The sequence below is a fragment of the Mesotoga sp. H07pep.5.4 genome (assembly GCF_003664935.1).
GTDB classification, from domain to species: Bacteria; Thermotogota; Thermotogae; order Petrotogales; family Kosmotogaceae; genus Mesotoga; species Mesotoga prima.
Genome location: NZ_JFHM01000004.1, coordinates 424898 through 441786 on the forward strand (window position 1 = coordinate 424898; position 16889 = coordinate 441786).

Here is a 16889-nt window from a genome sequence, read left to right on the forward strand (position 1 = left end):
GCAAAAAACTAGATACTTAATTTTGCCTTTGAGCCATTGGTTCACAATGTTATGCGAAGATCTCTGGCACGGCGTTCATTCAGTCAAGAGAAAAGCCCTTTCCAACGAGAGAAAGGCAACAATCTACAACATCGCCATCGTACAGCCTTCCGGCTCCCTCTGTAAGTTCAGTAATTGCTGTTGATGTTTCGTGAGCAGGTCTGTAAGGTCTGTGAGAAACGATGGCTTCAAATACATCGGCAACGGTGACAATCCTGGTTTCAAAGGGAATGTCTTTGCCTTTCAAGCCATGGGGATAACCCGAGCCGTCTAATCTCTCATGGTGCTTCCTGACAATGCTTGATATTGGCCAGGGCAGATCAATTCTTTCTAGCATTTTGAAACCGGCTTCGCTATGGCTCTGAATAAGGAACCACTCGTTTTCGGTGAGCCGGCCCGGCTTACTAAGAATTTCAGTTGGGACAGAAATCTTTCCAATATCATGAAGCAAAGCGCCTTCTCGCACCGTGTCTATTTGTTCCGGACCTAGACCCATCTCGGTAGCAATGGCTGTTGCAAGTTTGCTCACCCTTCTTTGATGACCTGCCGTGAAAGGGTCTCTTACTTCAACAACTGTAGAAAGAGTTTCTATAAGACCTCTAATAGTTTTTTGAGCGGATTCCTGAATCACATCTTCGAACTTGAGGCCACTTAGGCAGTATACGGTGGCCGTCACCTTTCCTGCTAGTGATGAATCTTCGATCCTCTTTACTGCGGCCTCGACCAAAACAGATTGTCCATTGCTTTTGTTTATAGAGAAGAGGTGTCTTTCACCAATTTCTTGACCCGCGGATGGTTTCTCGCTCCTCGAGTCAGACTGGTTTTCAAGAAAGTAGTTGATATTCTTTCCTATCAGGCCGCCTCTTTCTCTTCCTAACAGAATTTCAGCCGCCTTGTTGACAAACACGATTTTTCCGTTTTCATCAACCGAAATCACCGCTTGATCGATAGTGCCTGCCAAGTACCTTGCCGACAACAGTTCCATTCGAAGATTCATTTCGGCGGAGACTTCTTTATGTACACTTATCAAATCTCGATCAGAAAGTGGCTTTATCAACACCTCTTCATAGAAGCCTTCTTCAGAAAGAAAAAGCGCTTCCTGTCTCCCGGTTCGGGCTACTCTTATGAGTGCCTTCAAGAATAGGTGGTCGGCCTTGCTCATTGGTCTATCCAGGGGTATGCCCTCTATTACTGGAAGTCGCGCCAGACGATTGATCTCAAATGCGAGGTTTTTTGCCGCCGGGATGATCTTTTCGCGAGACATATCAACAGTGAAAATAGCCATTCCAGAAGTATTCTCTTCAAAAGCTTTTTTGTAAACCCTGAAATGATCGATTTCCGAGAGGATACTGAATGACGTGTTCGAATGCATTGAATGAAGCGTTGAATGGTCATCTATTCCCTGGAAGAACGAAGACGCTGAGGTTTTCTCTCGTTTCGTGAACGATGAACCAATACTTAGACTATTGGTCCTTCTGAATATCTTGATTTCATTGGAGTCGGATTTGTCTGAAGAAGAAGAGACTCTCCAAACTACTCCTTCGTCGTCAACGAAAATATCCTCGCAGTCGAAGAAGGCTTTGTATAGTTTGCCGATCAAGTCCCCAAAGTGCTTTTGTGAAACCGAGTTTTGGAAGACTACTCTACCATTCTTGTTAACAACTACGACCGCTTCATCGATAAGATCGAGACAAAATTGGGCTGAATCCTCCAAAGACAAAACTCATTCATCTCTCATTCTAAAGAAAAATAATAACAAACGTTGGTTCAAAAAATCTTCTCGCCTCTAATAATAACCAGTATTCATCTAATTCTAACACTATTCCAGCGTTTTTTGGAAAGAATAATCAACTGTTTGTTAATGACTTTCTCGTTTGAGTAAACCATCGCACGTTCGATAAATAAATTTAGGCCTTTCTTGGTCATCTTTTTCCAGAGAAGAAGATCTCTTCTATGGCTAAAGCAACACCATCATCATTGTTTGATTGAGTCACATAATCGCAGACGGCCTTCACTTCTGGAAGAGCATTCTCTACAGCTACAGAAAGCCCGACTCTCTTTAGAAGGGGAATATCGGCATAGTGATCGCCGATAAATGCAACTTGCTGACTGGCAAGACCATGATAATTCAGGAAGTCATCGAGTGACAGCCCTTTAGAGACTGAGGCATTAAAAAGAGAAAGAAGTCCCCAGCTGTCAACCTTTGACGCTATTTCTAGACGAACAGCTGTGTCCTCCATTTGCGACCAATACACATCCAAAAAGCCTGCATCATCCGACGCTGATATGAACGAGAAGTTGAAGTCGCCAGTGTATTTAGACGTTAGCCTGCCTAAGATCTCTTTCAAAGATTCAAGATCGCCAGTGATGTCGAGTTGAAGAAGGTTCGCACTCTTAACTACTTCCGTAAGATCGTCCAGTCTCACTATTCTGTTTATGTTGCTTTCTAGGAATGGCAAGTAAGGACTAAGAGCAAAGTCGCCCACATGATACCAGTCAGGAATTTCAGAGGAATCCGTTCTAAGGAGGAGATGACAGTTCAGTATTGATGCAAGAGAAACTGAGTATTCCGTTATCTTTCTTTCTATGCATCGCATGAGGAAGATTTCTCCCTTTCCCTTTGCAAGAAAGGCTCCATTCTGAAGAGCGTGAGGACCCTCAATGTTTAGAACGTCCAGATATTCACGAGCCATTAAGTAGTCACGTCCGGTAAAGATCGCTAGCTTTATTCCTTTTTCCTGAAGCCTCTCGATTGCATTCAAGGCTGATGCGGGAATTCTCTTGGAATTGTCAAGTAACGTCCCGTCTAGATCAAGAATCAGAGCTTTCAGTTTACTTGCATCGATTTCAGTGTGACCAGATCTTCTCAATACTCAATTCCCTCCCTTGCCAAAACTCCTTTAGAATAATAGTGCTTGATTTCTCTCATCTCAGTAACAAGATCCGCTTCTCTAATTATCTCGGCTGGGGCATTCCTGCCGGTCAATACTAGTTCAACCTCTTTCGGTTTCGAAAGCATGAGTCTTCGGATGTCCATTGAAGATACCAACCTGTAATGAAAAGCAATAAAAATCTCATCGAGTATAACGACCCCGAATTCTCTGCTGGAGATTACTTCTCTAGATCTGGCAAGACCTTTTCTTGCAACCTCAAGATCCTTGGTTTCTGGATCTCTAATGATAAAACATTCCCTTCCGAACTGCTCGATGACGATATTTTCAATGTAGTTAGGCAAGGATAGCTCACTGTATCTCATTCCCTTTATGAACTGGCCTATGAAGACTCTCTCACCTGCAAGAGCAGCTCTTACTGCAAGTCCAATTGCCGCCGTAGTCTTCCCTTTTCCGTTACCTGTGTAAATTTGCACAAAGCCCGTGTTCATTTCTGCCTCCTTTAGCTTCAGTATTCTATTGTACTTCATTGAAAGAATATGAATATTCTTCATCCTGCTAGAGTTACCAAGTTGGAATAAGGCCGCAACTATGTGATAACTTCGTACATTTATCATTTTGGAGAAGACCCTTCTTCGATTTACAGTCGGTTGTCAGGTCTGATCCCGAAAAAGCAGCGGTTTTATTTATAGGAAGATTGTGAACTAAATCACATTAAGGAGGTGCCAAGATGGCAAAGTATGAAGTAACAAAATCAGTTGATGTAAGAGGAGAAGTCTGCCCGGTTCCTGATGTTGAAACAAAAAGAGCGTTAAAGAAGATGAAATCAGGAGAAATCCTGGAGGTTTGGATTGACTACGCAATGTCAAAGGAAAGAATTCCGGAAGCGGTTAAAAGTATGGGACACGAAGTTCTCGAAATCGAGGAAGTTGGGAACAGCGAGTGGAAGATATACATCAAGGTAAAGTGAAAAAAAGGGGTGAGATGACATGGCCTGGACGGGTCTCTTAGTTGGTCTCGTTTTTGGAATAATTCTTCAGAGAGGAAGAGTGTGTTTTAACTCAGCGTTTAGAGATGTTTTGCTCTTCAAGGATAACTACCTTTGGAAATTAGGTTTTCTTGCTGTCGGTCTGCAAATGATCACAGTTCTCTTTGTTGCCCAAATGGGTTGGATAAAGATTGCACCACCAACACTGAATCTTTTCGGCAATATTGTTGGGGCTTACGTATTTGGCCTGGGTATGGTGCTAGCCGGTGGTTGTGCGTCTGGTGTAACCTACAGATCGGGAGAAGGAATGACAACTGCAATGATCGCTGCGGTTTTCTACGGAATTGGTGCAATGGCAATGCGGGGCGGAGTGTTTTCGCCCATAAGAACCTGGGCCTCTCAATTTAACGTTTCCGTCGATGCCAATTCCTCTGTCTACCTTGACAAGGTTGGTCCGACTCTTGCAACGGTCCTCAATATCAATCCCTGGATCCCTGCAGTGATACTAGCTGCGGTTCTTCTGTGGTATACATTGGGGACAAAGACAACAGAGAGAAAGACTAAGTTCAACTGGAAGGGTGCTGCGGTTTCTCTTGCTATTCTCTCTCCCATTGCATGGATAACAAGTGAGGCTGCAGGGAGAAACTACGGATTCGGTATCACCGGTGGCTGGGTCTCAATATTTGATTCTTACATCAGCAATCAGCCTCTTAGATGGGACGGATTCGAAATAATCGGTATCATTCTTGGCGCTCTCATCGCTTCACTTCTTGCCAAAGAGTTCAAACTGAGAATGCCCAAGAATCCCAAGACTTATCTTGTTGTGATGATCGGCGGCACGATGATGGGAGCTGGAGCCAGTCTGGCAGGCGGTTGTAATATAGGTCATTTTCTTGCCGGTCTTCCAACTCTCGCAATCTCTTCTATAATCGCTAGTGTGTTCTTGATACTTGGCAACTGGACAATGGCCTATATACTATACAGAAAGTGAGGCGTCTCTTTTGAGAATAACAATTCAAGTTTTCGCACCACCTTACTCATATGAGGATCTTGATTCAGCAATAAAGATTGCTGAAGCCGGCCTTAACAAGGGACATGAAGTTACGATATTTCTATTTGCAGACTCAATCCTTTCTATAAACAGTAAGGTCAAGCCTATAAGAGTAGACAGAGATATCCCCAGAAAATTGGAATCTATGATAAAAGAAAAAGGTTTGAAAGTTGAGATCTGTGGAATATGCATGGACTACAGAGGTGTAACCAAAGATATGATTATCGAAGGTTCGAATCCCAGTGGTCTTCCCGAACTGGCTTCACTGATTTTCAACAGTGACAGGTTTGTTAACCTGATGGCGTGAGGTGCTTTATGGATAAGAAGATACTTTTCGTTGTATATCAGGCGCCAGCAGGTTCTATTTGGGTAAACGAAGCATTTAGAACTGCGTTCGGAATGTATGGCGAGGATATTGAACCATCCGTTCTCCTAATGGAAGAGGCAACTGTTGCTCTTTCAAAGAAAACTAAGCCTGAATGTCTTGGCCTACTCTCGATTTCCATGTGTTTTAGGTTTATCAAGAGATACGAGACTGCGGTATACGGTGTCAGAGAACATGTGGAGAGATTCAAAGTTAAGGAGATCGAAGAAAGCTTCAATGCAAAGCTGATTGGAGAAGCTGATCTTGGAGACTTCTTCCACGATTTTGACAACGTAGTATTTATGTGAGGTGTCTGGTATGCATCTAATAGTAGTGAAGAACGGACCCAATAATCCTGCTGAAAGAGTAAAGATAAGAGCATCCAAAGAAGGGGACAGTGTTGTCCTCATTCAAGACGGGATTTTCTGGGCACTGAATGACATAGAAACTGAAGCAAAATGCTTTGCCATCAAGGACGATGTGGAGGCAAGAGGTTACACAGCCGATGACGTTACTGTGCCTCTTATAAGTTATGATGGCTTCATAGATATAATCGAAAAGTGTGACAAATCAATCGGTTAAGCTCTGAATGTGTGATACTTGAGGTGCGCTTCACAAAGAGGTGCACCTCTTTCTGCAGGAGGAATTCAAGGATGCCTCTTAAGCTTCCAGATCTTTTTAGAACTCTCTCAAATCAAACGAGATTAGAAATCCTTACAATGTTGATGGACAATTACCTTACTGCTACGGAAATCGCGACGTTGCTTCAAATAGATCTGTCAACTGTTTACAGACATCTGAAGCAGATGAAAAAACTTGGAATTCTAACTTCGACTCATCTACACGGAGTGGAGAGATTTGACTTCAGTTCTCCGCACATTTTTAGAATGCTGGATGAAGCAATTACGTTTATGGGTGAACTGAAGGGATTCAGCCCGATTGTTTGCTCGGAGGGCATTTGCAGTTATTATCTTGGCGGAGAGTTGGACGAAATTGAACCTGACCAGCTTCTCGATATGAGAGGCGAATCCTGCCCAGTGCCAGATATTCAAGCTAGGAAGACACTAAGAAAAATGAATCCTGGCGAGATCTTGCTTGTTATAGTGGATTATCCACTTTCTGGGGAAAGAATTCCTGCATCAGTTCAGAAAGAAGGGCATGAGTTTTTGAAAAAAGTGGCGGATAATTACGGCGATATAAAGATCTACATAAGGAGGAGAGAAAATGGTTGATGCCGTTGTGATTGGTGGTGGACCAGGCGGTTATGTATGCGCAATAAGAATAGCTCAACTTGGCAAGAGTGTCGCACTCGTAGAAAAAGAGAATCTCGGAGGCACATGTACCAACTGGGGCTGTATTCCAACGAAGGCCATGTTGACCTCTGCTCATTTATATACGGAGATAAACGAGAAATCCAAGAGGCTTGGAATTGATGCATCAGGACTAGGCTACGATCTAAAGAGAATAATGTCCCACATGAATAGGACGATTACAATGTCAAGAAAGGGAATCGAACACCTGTTGAAGAAAAATGGTGTTGATTTCTACAACGACGTTGCAGAAATTAAGGATGCAGGACACGTTCTGCTAAAGAACCATGGTAAAACTCTAGAGACCAGAAATATAGTCATTGCCGCTGGTTCTGAACCCTCCATATTCAAGCCGTTCAGTGAAATCGAAGGGATTTGGACCAGCAACGATGTCTTTCAGATGGAAGAGATGCCAGAAAGCCTTGTTATCGTTGGTGGAGGAGTTATCGGTGTCGAATTTGCAACATTTTTTAGCTCATTCGGAGTGAAGACTACAATCATTGAGCTTGCGGACCACATTCTTCCATACGAAGATAGGGATGTCGCCGATGACATTCGAAAGTCATTGACTCGACAGGGGGTTGAAATAGTTGAAAGAACGAAGGTGACTGAGGTGGAAAAGGATGAATGTATCTTCGTTCTAAATGCCGAAGGTGAACAGGAGCTCTCAGTTCAGGCTGAGAAAGTTCTTGTTGCAGTTGGTAGGAGGCCGTATATAACCGAAGATGTGAGAAAGCTTGGTCTGGAAATTGAAAGGGGAGTCGTCACGAACAGCCGAATGCAGACAAACATTAAAGGTGTTTACGCCATAGGCGATATAAGAGCCGGAATGATGCTTGCCCACGTTGCTAGCTATGAGGGTATAGTAGCGGCTCACAACATTGCCGGAGAAGTAATGGAAATGAATTACTCCGCAGTTCCTTCAATCATTTTCTCCAATCCGGAGGTAGGATCTACCGGCATAAAAGAAGACGATGTTGAAGATATGGAGAGAGTAATTATCGCTAAATTCCCCTTAAGCGCCAATGGTAGAGCAAGGACTGTACTTGAAAACACTGGGTTCGTAAAGGTAATCGCAGATAAGGAAAACGGAAAGGTTCTGGGAATGAGCATAGTCTCTCCATCTGCAACGGAGCTCATAATGGAAGGAGTAATAGCAGTCAAGAATGGGCTAACGGTCGAAGAGCTTGAGAACTCAATACACCCTCATCCAACACTATCAGAGACAGTACTTGGTGCGCTTGAAGGCGTAAATGGAATGAGTATTCATATCTGAGATAGTTCGTTAATAGAGGGCATCCCTTTGCAGGCAATGCTTCGGGATGCCCATGTTTATTTTCTGATGTCCGAAATCATATTATGCTTTTCTGTAAAACCTCGATTCCTTGAAAACATCTTTCCGTTTTTTTTGCAGGGTTTCTTTCATCGAATTTTGTTGCACTAACCTAGATGATTACAAATAAAGCTTTCTGAACATCCGTTAGAACTCTTTTGAATATATATTTCTCGTCTGGCTGAAGACCTTTGTCTTGGCGAAAGTATGCTTATAGAATAAAAGATCCAACTTGATCATTATATGGCCTTCAGTCTCAAAATCAAGCTCAGCCTTCGATTGATTTACTTTTGCAGAGAAACCCATGGGAATTTCCATCTCCGGACGAAGGACACAAGCGATAGTTACTCCCGGAAAGAACTTGAAGCCAAACTTTCCTTCAATTTCAGGAGATCCGTCGAAATCGATCTTATCTACAAAGGTTGAATTATGGTCTATAGAACCCCTTGTATAGCTTTTTCCATGGGGCCCGTGGAAGTCTATCTTCGCTTCGACTTCGTAATGGAACTTCGGATAAACCTCTATCTCTGGACCGAATTGAAGATCAATGCTCTCGATCTGCGTTTCCATTCCATAGAATAGCTCAATCGGTATGCTGACTTTTACGGGAATGCCGCATACACTGATGCTTACCTCTGGTTCAGCTACCTTCTTCGTGTTTTCAGTCTCGAACCCTTCCTTTCCAACTATTTCGAGTATAGAAGAGACTTTTGCCGGAAATCGAAGAGTTCCATTTGAGCTGAATTTGTTCCACGAAAGATGAAAGTCAAGACTGATATTCGCGTCGAGGACCAGTTTGTTCATGATTGCAGCTTTCATCTCATCATCATCAACGATAGATACTTCCCATTCTTTTGTAATCAGGTTTGTTGTTACACTCTCTGCAAAGGAACGATCACTTTCGGTTCCGAATTTCTCTATGATTTCTGATACATCACCTTCAATGTTCAGAATCAAAGTGTCCAGAGCCTCTTCAACAAAAGCTTCTTCCGTTTCAAGTGTAACTTTTGAAGGGTCAGAATCATTCACGGAAACAACTCTTCTCAAAGAATCTTTCATTGTGTCAAAAATATAATCACCATTTGAGAAATTAGGCAAAGAAGATGTCTTGGAAAATACGATTTGATTTTCGATTGCAGAGGGTTCCTGAACAAGAAGAGAAGAGTTTATCACAAGCGATCTAGGTATAGAATTGCTCACTGCAATTACGCCACTGGGAAATCTGGTTGAGGAAACCATTGGAGGTTGCTGAACTCTGAAAAGGACTTTTCTGAAGGAAACCGGGCCGGAACTCTCTGCATCGGGTATCTCGTGCCTGAAGGTTAGAAGATACCCACTGCTTATATACGGGTCCTGCATACCGGCGGCAGAATGGTATGAGACTCCAGAGAAGAAATCAGCATCGGATGAGCTCGAGAGATCTTGAGAACCTGCAGACACCGGCTGAAAAACTGAGTCAACATGCTTTACAATTGCACCTTCCGAATCGTAAATCAGATACTCATATTCGATACCAGTACCATCTATGGATTTGATGTAAAGATAACCATAATTTCTCTCCGCAATAGAAGAACCTTCTTCAGGTGCCCACTCCATTCTAAGATCCTGGAATGCAATCAGGGTTCCCTCTCCCAAATGCGAAATCGACATATCTGAAGGCGAAAAGAGGAGACCCCCTCCATAATAAGCACCGCCCTTAAGTTCTTCAAAGGGCACCCTGACTAAAACCGGGTTGTCTACTACAATGCACGAAGAAAGGGAAAAGACAACAATCACAGATGCGACAAACAGCAAAAACGATCTAGACAAGTTTTTCATTGTCCACCTCCAAGAAAAAGTAAAATAATGGATACTCATTATTACGGAAAACCAAAATGACTCTTATGTATTTTTATTTGTCCATTCTATGATTTCTATTTTGCCAGAAACATTCGGGATTTAACCAAGAAGGTTTAATCAATTGATTCGATCTAATGCTAACATATATTTGTGATCTTCTCTAAGCTCTTTGAGGATGAAGATAGCCACAATATGCCTATTAGAAAGCTTTTTATTGCCAGCTCTTGCTCTCGAAGTCGCTTACTCCCTTTTCCGCAAAGTCCTTATCTGGAAACTCTTCGATTTCTTTCGCTTCATCACGTGTGTCAATTGTATAGTAAGCTTCAGCAGGTGCAAATACGCATATCTGAGCTGCCCTGTAAGTTCGAAATCTCATTCCACATTTATCACAAAGACCAATATCCTCAACATCCCTCTTGAAATTCACTTCCCTGTTGTATCTTCGGCAGAAGGATCTGTTCTTTTCGTCTGTGAAGAAGTACATGGCTTGCGGCTGCCTGGAGTTCTCACCACCAGACAGCTCGGCCTCCTCAAAGTTTAACCACTTCCATGACGTCGAGTTAAGTCTTTCCAGATCAAGATCAGTTTTCTTCAAAATATTCACCTCTCGTGACACACCTTTTCAAATGAAATGTTATCATGAATGTACCTAATACACGAGGGGGAATGATTTTGAAGAAGTTTCTACTAATACTCCTGGCAGCGTTTTTTTCGCTCACCCTTATCGGAGCAGAGTATGCAGTCAGGATAACAAAAGGTGGAGAAGCAGTTTCTAAAGAGTTCTGGATAACAAGAGAGGAAATCGAGCAGGCATTTAACGCAACAGTGGCAAATGCGGCGAGCCAAGGGATTATTCTTGATCCTTATTTTGACAGTTACTTTACACCAAGCGAGCTTGGGCTGAAAACCATGATAATACCATACATCGTTGATGAGAAGCTAATAGATTACTTTGCTTGGGAGAGCAATTTGATTCCATCTGAAGAGGAAATTGACGCGGAAACCGATTCGATGATGGAAATGTACACCTCGAGTCCCGACATGGTTGAACAAATAGAGGCGATCTATGGTTCCATGGACGCTTTCAGATCGGAAATCAGAAACTATGTTTCCGATGCCCTTAAAGCTGAGCTCGTTCAAGAATCGGTGGCTCCTTTAAATGACGACGCTCTGGCGGCTTATTTCGAAGAGTTCAAGACGGAGATAAAGAATCAGTTTGAGACGATAAGAGCTAGACATATTCTGGTTACAGAAGAGGCTACAGCAACTGGATTAATGGACAGAATCAACAGCGGCGAAATCACCTTCGCAGAAGCTGCACTCCAGTTTTCGATAGACTCTTCAACGGCTGCGAATGGAGGCGAGCTGGGGTCAATAGTCAGAGGTCAGACCGTACCTGAATTCGAGGAAGCTATCCTTGCTGCTCCTATCGGCGAGTTGTATGGTCCCGTTCAAAGCGAATTTGGTTATCATTTGATAATTGTAGAAGAGAGAAATGAGATAAACAGCCTTGAAGATGTTGTCAACTCGGCCAGCTACAACGATTTCGTGTCAGGCTATCAAAACGATACTTATAACAGGTGGATAGAGAGCTATATAGAAGAAAACAAGTTCGACTATGAGATCTTGGATAATGAGCTCCTTTTCTACAATGAATATGCCAAAGCAAAAGCGACAGAAGAGACTGCGAACGAATTCTTCGTTGAGATAGCGTCGGGCATATTTGGCGATGGAACCTCGTCCGAAGCATCCTTGATGGAATATGCAGCATTTATTGAACTATCGGAAATGCTTGGCTTTACTGACAGTCCGGACTACGAGACAGCGATACGAAATCTCTTTGAAGCCGGTGAGAAGCGCGGTATGATCGTGCAGAAGATGTATGATCTGGATAGTGAAAACCCCGAGGTTGCTGCAGCATACTACAATGCATTGCTGGAGGAACTTGAAAACACGTTCATGAACCAGGATCTTCTTCAGCAACAGTTAAGCAGCTATGGACAGAGCTTTGTAGATTACGTATTCAACACAATTGGAGAGATTGAATCCGGTCTAACCAGCGTTCTTGAAAAAGAGATTTCCGATGGACTTAGAGCAGACGTTCTATACATTCTCATAAGAAATAACTCCCTTTCCCTTGAGCTCGATTACAGTCCCGACTGGAGGAAGGAGAAGCTCAATCAAAGACTCGGTTACTTAGAAGCTTTGATACAAGTTGAGCCATCTGAAGCTGCTCAGACGGAGATAGAATCTATAATCTCCGAACTGGAGCAAATCGAAGCTGAGGCTGAGACTCCTGCAGCAACAGAATGAGCTTGGCTTTTTAAATAGGAGAGCCGGGGAAGTTGCCCCGGTTCTTTTTTTGATTGTGGCAGACTTTCATCTTTTCAGTTTTTGCGCCATGCGGATACTTCTATCCCGTCGTTTTCTCAGGCAATTTCCTCCGCATTACCATAAGAGTCTCCTCCGTGTTTTCCCGGCCTCACTTCAAAGAGTCTCGACATTCCTTTTGCCAAGAAGACAATGGTGAGAATGGCATTTGCAATACACGATATCAACACAAGATAGTGAACTGGAAGCCTGTCAACTGCGAAGCCAAAGACCGCTGAACCGAGAGGTGTTGCAATTTGCGCTAGAATCGAAATTACGGAAAAGACCCTAGATCTGTGGCTGGTAGGAAGTACTCGATGAAAAAGTGTTTGAAGAGGAGTATTCACAAATGCGTTGAACACACCCATTACAACTATCGGTATTCCCAGTGCGGCAAAGAACAACCAAGACGGTCCACCGAAAAGACTTGTGAAGTAAGGAAAGAAGAGAGCGGCTAGAAGGAAATTTAAGACTGTCTCTGTTACTAATCCCTCCGCAAACAGTTTGTCCTGTTTCTTATTCACGAGAATCGTACCAATTAGAATGTTTCCAAAAAGGACTCCCAATACCCAACCCGACTGGAGAAAACCGTATTGTTCGCTAGAGAAACCAACCAATGTGCGGGCGAAAAAAGGAAAAACAACGGTGAAAATCGGAGTTGACAAAAAATTGGAAACCATTGCAAACATCAGAACCATCATCAAGCCATCTATCTTCTTTAAATAGCCAATTCCTTCAACTATATCGACAAAAACGCTCTTTACCGAGACGCGCGTTTTTTTAGTAGTCTGCTGATAAACTATGAAGATTTCACTAATCGCAGAAAGAATAAACGATGTTCCATTTATAATGAAGACTATTTCAATTCCGAAAAGTCCATATAGAACTCCGCCGAGAGCAGGACCGACTATGTAGGAAACGGAGTTAACCGCGCCAAGAATAGAGTTTGCCTTCAGAAGTTTGTGCTCTTCAATGATATCTGGTAGCATTGCAGAAGTTGCCGGGTCGAATGAAATGTCGAAAGTCGATATAACTAGCTGGAAGACAAAGAGAAGCGCTAGATTCAAGACACCGACATCTGAGAGGTATGCCATAAGAATAATTGCTGCTCCTCTAGCAAAATCCATATATATCATAATATATTTCCGATTGAATCTATCACCCAAAACACCGGCGATTGGTCCAAAGAGGATTCTGGGCAGCATCGTTACTACAGAGAATGTGCCCATCATCACCCCGGAGCCAGTTAGATCCAAAATGTAGAGTGGTATCGCAAGCGCTTGAACGCCGCTTCCAATAAGTGACACTAGTCTTCCAAGAGTGAAAAGCCAGAAATTTCTTCCCAACCCTTTCATCGAACCACCTCAATTTCTGCAAATGCTGGTTTAATATTATCACGTTTAACGTCAAAACATCAAGATCTACCTTAAATTATTGATATTAGAAATTGAGTAGACACAACAAACTTTATTATTTCGTTCAAGAAAGTAGAATTGAATCCCGATTGGGGGAAAAGTCTTGTCAGATCTTCAACTTCACCGGAGGTTTTGATCTGCCGTGCTATCATCTAGTAATTATGAATTGGAAGTTCTATTACTTTTTAGAAGTTGCAGCAGGAGTGTTCATAGATTTTGGTTATCAGTTTATGAAGTAGGAGGAGGATTTTTATGTCTAGAGTAGTTACCTTCGGAGAAATAATGATGCGTCTCGCATCTCCTTTGGGAGAGAGATTTGAGCAGACCAAGAATTTCGAAGTTGTTTACGGGGGAGCGGAAGCCAATGTTGCTGTTGCGATTGCGAAGTACGGCGGAAAAAGTAGATTCGTATCCAAAGTATCTGCCGATCAGTTTGGAGACGCGGCAATTGGGAATATTGGTGTTCACGGGGTGGATACGAGTTATGTTTTGAAAGACATTGGCAGGCTAGGTAAATACTTCTATGAATATGGCTATTCTCAGAGACCGTCAAAGGTAATTTATGACCGTGACAACTCGGTCTTCGCTAATTCAAAGCCCGGAGATTTCGATTGGGAAGAGGTTTTCTCAGATGCCACCTGGTTCCACTTCACAGGCATTACTCCTGCGCTTAGCGACGGGTTGATTGAAACATGTGAAGTAGCTCTAAGAGAGGCCAAGAAGCGAGGAATAACTGTTTCTTGCGATCTAAATTACAGGTCGAGACTATGGAGCAAAGAAAAGGCGAGAAAGGTTATGACTTCTCTTATGAATAACATAGATGTCCTTTTTGCAAATGAGGAGGATAGTGAATCTGTCTTTGGAATAAAGGCTGAGGGCACTAATGTGAGTGATGGCAGGTTAAGTGTCGAGGGATACAGAGATGTGGCAACAAAGCTTAGGGACACTTTTGATCTGAAGGCAGTTGCAATTTCCCTAAGAGAAAGCATAAATGCCAATTTCAATAAATGGTCGGCTGCGCTGCTCACTGGAGGAGAATTTATTGTATCTACGAAATACGACATAAACATAATCGATCGTGTAGGCGGAGGAGATGCATTTGCTGCGGGATTGATTTTTGGACTGGACAATTCATGGGAACCATTGAAGTCACTTGAGTTCGGAGTCGCAGCCTCATGCCTAAAACACACAATAAAGGGAGACTTCAACATCGTATCTAGAGACGAGGTCGAAAAGCTACTTGGTGGAAACGCTTCAGGAAGAGTTGTGAGGTAGGAATTTGACATCCCGCCATTATCTGCAAAGTTGTGACGTATGCGGTTTCTAGTGCAGCAATTCAGTTGGTATCCCAAAATGCCCTAAGTGTGGCAGCACTCTGAATTACAGATACAATCAAATTGGCGGAATGAATCTGGATGATTTTCCGGACAAATATTGTTACGGCTTGTGAAAGTACCATAGACTACTACCAATCGATGATATTCGCCATTGTGTAACGCTGGGAGAGGGTGCAACTCCTTTAACTGCTGGCGTTAGACTTCAGGCTGAGTTGGGAAACACCGGGAGAATAATGCTGAAAGACGAAACTCAGAATCCTACCGGCACTTACAAAGATCGCCCTGCAGCTATGGGTGTCAGTAAGGCTAAGAAAATCGCTTCAGGAAAAGTAATCATCGCTTCTGATGGAAACGCTGGACCTGCAACAGCCGCTTATTGTGCGAAAGCTGGACTCCATTGTTTCGTACAGATGCCCGCCGATACGCCTGTTGAAAGAAATGTGCAAACGATCTTATATGGTGCTGAACTAATTCTTGTGGAAAAAAGCAATGTGAGTGATTGTATAGACATGATAATGGATCTATCTGAATCTTCTAGCTGGACTCACCTTACAACTGCCTCATCAGTCATTCCTTATCACTTTGAAGGTACGACCATAGCTTTCGAGATTGCTGGAGATCTTGGATGGAATACTCCCGATTGGGTTATGATGCCCGAGGGAGGGGCCGGACTATCAGCTGCTATTTGGAAGGGCTTTTTGGAGATGAGCGAAGCTGGTATGATAGCCAAACTCCCAAGACTCCTAGTTGTTCAGGCTGAGGGTTGTGCGCCTCTGGTAAAGGCCTTTAAGGAGCACGATACCAAGATCGAGAGATGGGAAAAGCCCAGTACTCTGGCGAAAGCAATTAGCGTGCCTTACCCGCTTGACGGTGAACTTGCTCTTCGAGCAATAAGGGATTCCGGTGGGTCGGCTATCTCCGTGTCAGACAGTGAGATGGTTAACGCTACCCGTGTCATGGCAAGACACGAGGGTATTTTTGCAGAACCAACTGGCGTGGCTTCTATAGCAGGTTTGGCGAAAGCCCTTGAAGAGGGAATCGAAAGTAAGGAAGAATCAGTTGTTGCGCTTGTTACGGGGACAGGACTAAAGGTCATCTTATCATTTACCAAGCTTCTTGAAATACATAGGACGATTGGAAAGAACATTTTGGATCTGAAGAGCATTTTAGAAGGATAAAGAATAGTGTGTTCTGCACCTCAAATACTGGAACCCACTGGTTGCATCCAGTAAGGCCCTTTCTCTTTAGTCTGAAGTTCCCGAACTGAGCAAGCAAGAAATAGCTATCTGAAAGGATTTCAGAGAAATGAAGCGGTTATTTCTGTCTACGTTGCTGAGTTGTTTCAATCCTACAAGTTCAAGTGCTTTTCTCTGTACCTCGTTGGGAGTTGTTATTATCGTGAATGAAGGTATCTCCGGTACAGCAGGTACCCTGGCATCGTTACAGACAATCGTACTCATTTCAGATAGAAGAGTCTGAAAGCTGTGTACCGGTGTTCCGTCACTCAGCTTCTTCTTCCTCGTCTTCTCAAGAGCGCTTTCGGATCTTGTAGCCTGTAGTACATGTTCTCTATCGGTATATTCGTCAGTGAAGATCATGCTCTTCCATGACTCTCTCAAATGCCATTCAACATAATACGCTAGCATGCAGAGAAATATGTGGGCCCTTACTCTCTTCTCAAGCCAGTGGTGTATTGGTCGTATCTTCAGATCCACTCCCTTTAGCGTCCTGAATGCCCTCTCAACTCTGGATAGATTCTTGTAACTGTACACCACTTCTTCTGCAGTCAACTTCTCTTTCTCTACACTGGTTCGGATTATATAGAATCCGTCAAGCGAAGCTTCATTGGCTATACTCTCTTCATTTCTCCTGTAATCGAACTTCCCTTCCTCTATCGTGAAGATGAAATGCTTGGCCATCTTGTACCTGTTCTCTATCCTTCCCAGTGCCTG

Annotated in this window: 15 protein-coding genes and 2 pseudogenes; 10 read left to right on the top strand and 7 right to left on the bottom strand. The window is 43.2% G+C overall.

Features of this window, described 5'->3' with window-relative positions:
- Positions 1–79: 79 nt before the first annotated feature.
- The 3 genes from Y696_RS03250 to Y696_RS03260 all read right to left on the bottom strand — a co-directional run bounded on the left by Y696_RS03250 (position 80) and on the right by Y696_RS03260 (position 3547).
- Positions 80–1753, bottom strand: a complete 1674-nt coding sequence (locus tag Y696_RS03250) for an HD domain-containing phosphohydrolase (RefSeq protein ID WP_014730401.1) — start codon at positions 1751–1753, stop codon at positions 80–82.
- Between the two features lie 208 nt (positions 1754–1961).
- The gene (locus Y696_RS03255) at positions 1962–2909 is read right to left on the bottom strand and encodes an HAD family hydrolase (protein ID WP_006492243.1); all 948 of its coding nucleotides are present in this window, start codon (positions 2907–2909) and stop codon (positions 1962–1964) included.
- Positions 2906–3547, bottom strand: a complete 642-nt coding sequence (locus Y696_RS03260) for a cob(I)yrinic acid a,c-diamide adenosyltransferase (RefSeq protein ID WP_006492245.1) — start codon at positions 3545–3547, stop codon at positions 2906–2908. The genes Y696_RS03255 and Y696_RS03260 overlap by 4 nt, the downstream gene beginning before the upstream one ends.
- 113 nt (positions 3548–3660) lie before the next feature.
- Here Y696_RS03260 and Y696_RS03265 point away from each other — a divergent pair, with 113 nt between their 5' ends.
- The 7 genes from Y696_RS03265 to lpdA all read left to right on the top strand — a co-directional run bounded on the left by Y696_RS03265 (position 3661) and on the right by lpdA (position 7919).
- The gene (locus Y696_RS03265; protein ID WP_006492246.1) at positions 3661–3900 is read left to right on the top strand and encodes a sulfurtransferase TusA family protein; all 240 of its coding nucleotides are present in this window, start codon (positions 3661–3663) and stop codon (positions 3898–3900) included.
- Between the two features lie 19 nt (positions 3901–3919).
- Complete coding sequence (locus Y696_RS03270) at positions 3920–4909, top strand: YeeE/YedE family protein (RefSeq protein WP_006492247.1); 990 nt, start codon at positions 3920–3922, stop codon at positions 4907–4909.
- A gap of 10 nt (positions 4910–4919) precedes the next feature.
- On the top strand, positions 4920–5276 hold the full coding sequence (locus Y696_RS03275) for a DsrE/DsrF/TusD sulfur relay family protein (protein WP_006492248.1): 357 nt from the start codon (positions 4920–4922) through the stop codon (positions 5274–5276).
- A gap of 8 nt (positions 5277–5284) precedes the next feature.
- A complete protein-coding gene (locus tag Y696_RS03280) occupies positions 5285–5641 on the top strand; it encodes a hypothetical protein (RefSeq protein ID WP_006492249.1) in 357 nt (118 codons plus the stop codon).
- 10 nt (positions 5642–5651) lie between these two features.
- Positions 5652–5915: a sulfurtransferase complex subunit TusB gene (tusB, locus tag Y696_RS03285; protein WP_006492250.1), complete on the top strand. Its 264-nt coding sequence runs from the start codon at positions 5652–5654 to the stop codon at positions 5913–5915.
- Positions 5916–5986: 71 nt separating this feature from the next.
- Positions 5987–6565, top strand: coding sequence for a sulfurtransferase TusA family protein (locus Y696_RS03290; RefSeq protein ID WP_006492251.1), 579 nt, complete (start codon positions 5987–5989; stop codon positions 6563–6565).
- On the top strand, positions 6558–7919 hold the full coding sequence (lpdA, locus tag Y696_RS03295; RefSeq protein ID WP_121509769.1) for a dihydrolipoyl dehydrogenase: 1362 nt from the start codon (positions 6558–6560) through the stop codon (positions 7917–7919). The genes Y696_RS03290 and lpdA overlap by 8 nt, the downstream gene beginning before the upstream one ends.
- A 204-nt stretch (positions 7920–8123) precedes the next feature.
- Here the strand turns inward: lpdA and Y696_RS03300 are convergent, their stop codons facing one another.
- A complete protein-coding gene (locus Y696_RS03300; protein WP_121509770.1) occupies positions 8124–9794 on the bottom strand; it encodes a hypothetical protein in 1671 nt (556 codons plus the stop codon).
- Between the two features lie 232 nt (positions 9795–10026).
- Complete coding sequence (locus tag Y696_RS03305; RefSeq protein ID WP_006492255.1) at positions 10027–10410, bottom strand: hypothetical protein; 384 nt, start codon at positions 10408–10410, stop codon at positions 10027–10029.
- 71 nt (positions 10411–10481) lie between these two features.
- Between Y696_RS03305 and Y696_RS03310 the strand changes: the two genes are divergently transcribed.
- Entirely contained in the window at positions 10482–12128 is a 1647-nt protein-coding gene (locus Y696_RS03310; RefSeq protein WP_259459833.1) for a peptidylprolyl isomerase, read from the top strand.
- Between the two features lie 116 nt (positions 12129–12244).
- On the opposite strand, the gene Y696_RS03315 is transcribed toward Y696_RS03310, so the two are convergent.
- Positions 12245–13540, bottom strand: a complete 1296-nt coding sequence (locus tag Y696_RS03315; protein ID WP_006492258.1) for an MFS transporter — start codon at positions 13538–13540, stop codon at positions 12245–12247.
- 312 nt (positions 13541–13852) lie between these two features.
- Between Y696_RS03315 and Y696_RS03320 the strand changes: the two genes are divergently transcribed.
- Positions 13853–14875, top strand: coding sequence for a sugar kinase (locus Y696_RS03320; RefSeq protein WP_006492260.1), 1023 nt, complete (start codon positions 13853–13855; stop codon positions 14873–14875).
- A 187-nt stretch (positions 14876–15062) separates the two neighbouring features.
- Positions 15063–16115 (top strand): annotated as a pseudogene (gene thrC, locus Y696_RS03325) (threonine synthase); the annotation flags it as partial.
- A gap of 66 nt (positions 16116–16181) precedes the next feature.
- Here thrC and Y696_RS03330 read toward each other — a convergent pair.
- Positions 16182–16889, bottom strand: a pseudogene (locus tag Y696_RS03330) (hypothetical protein); the annotation flags it as partial.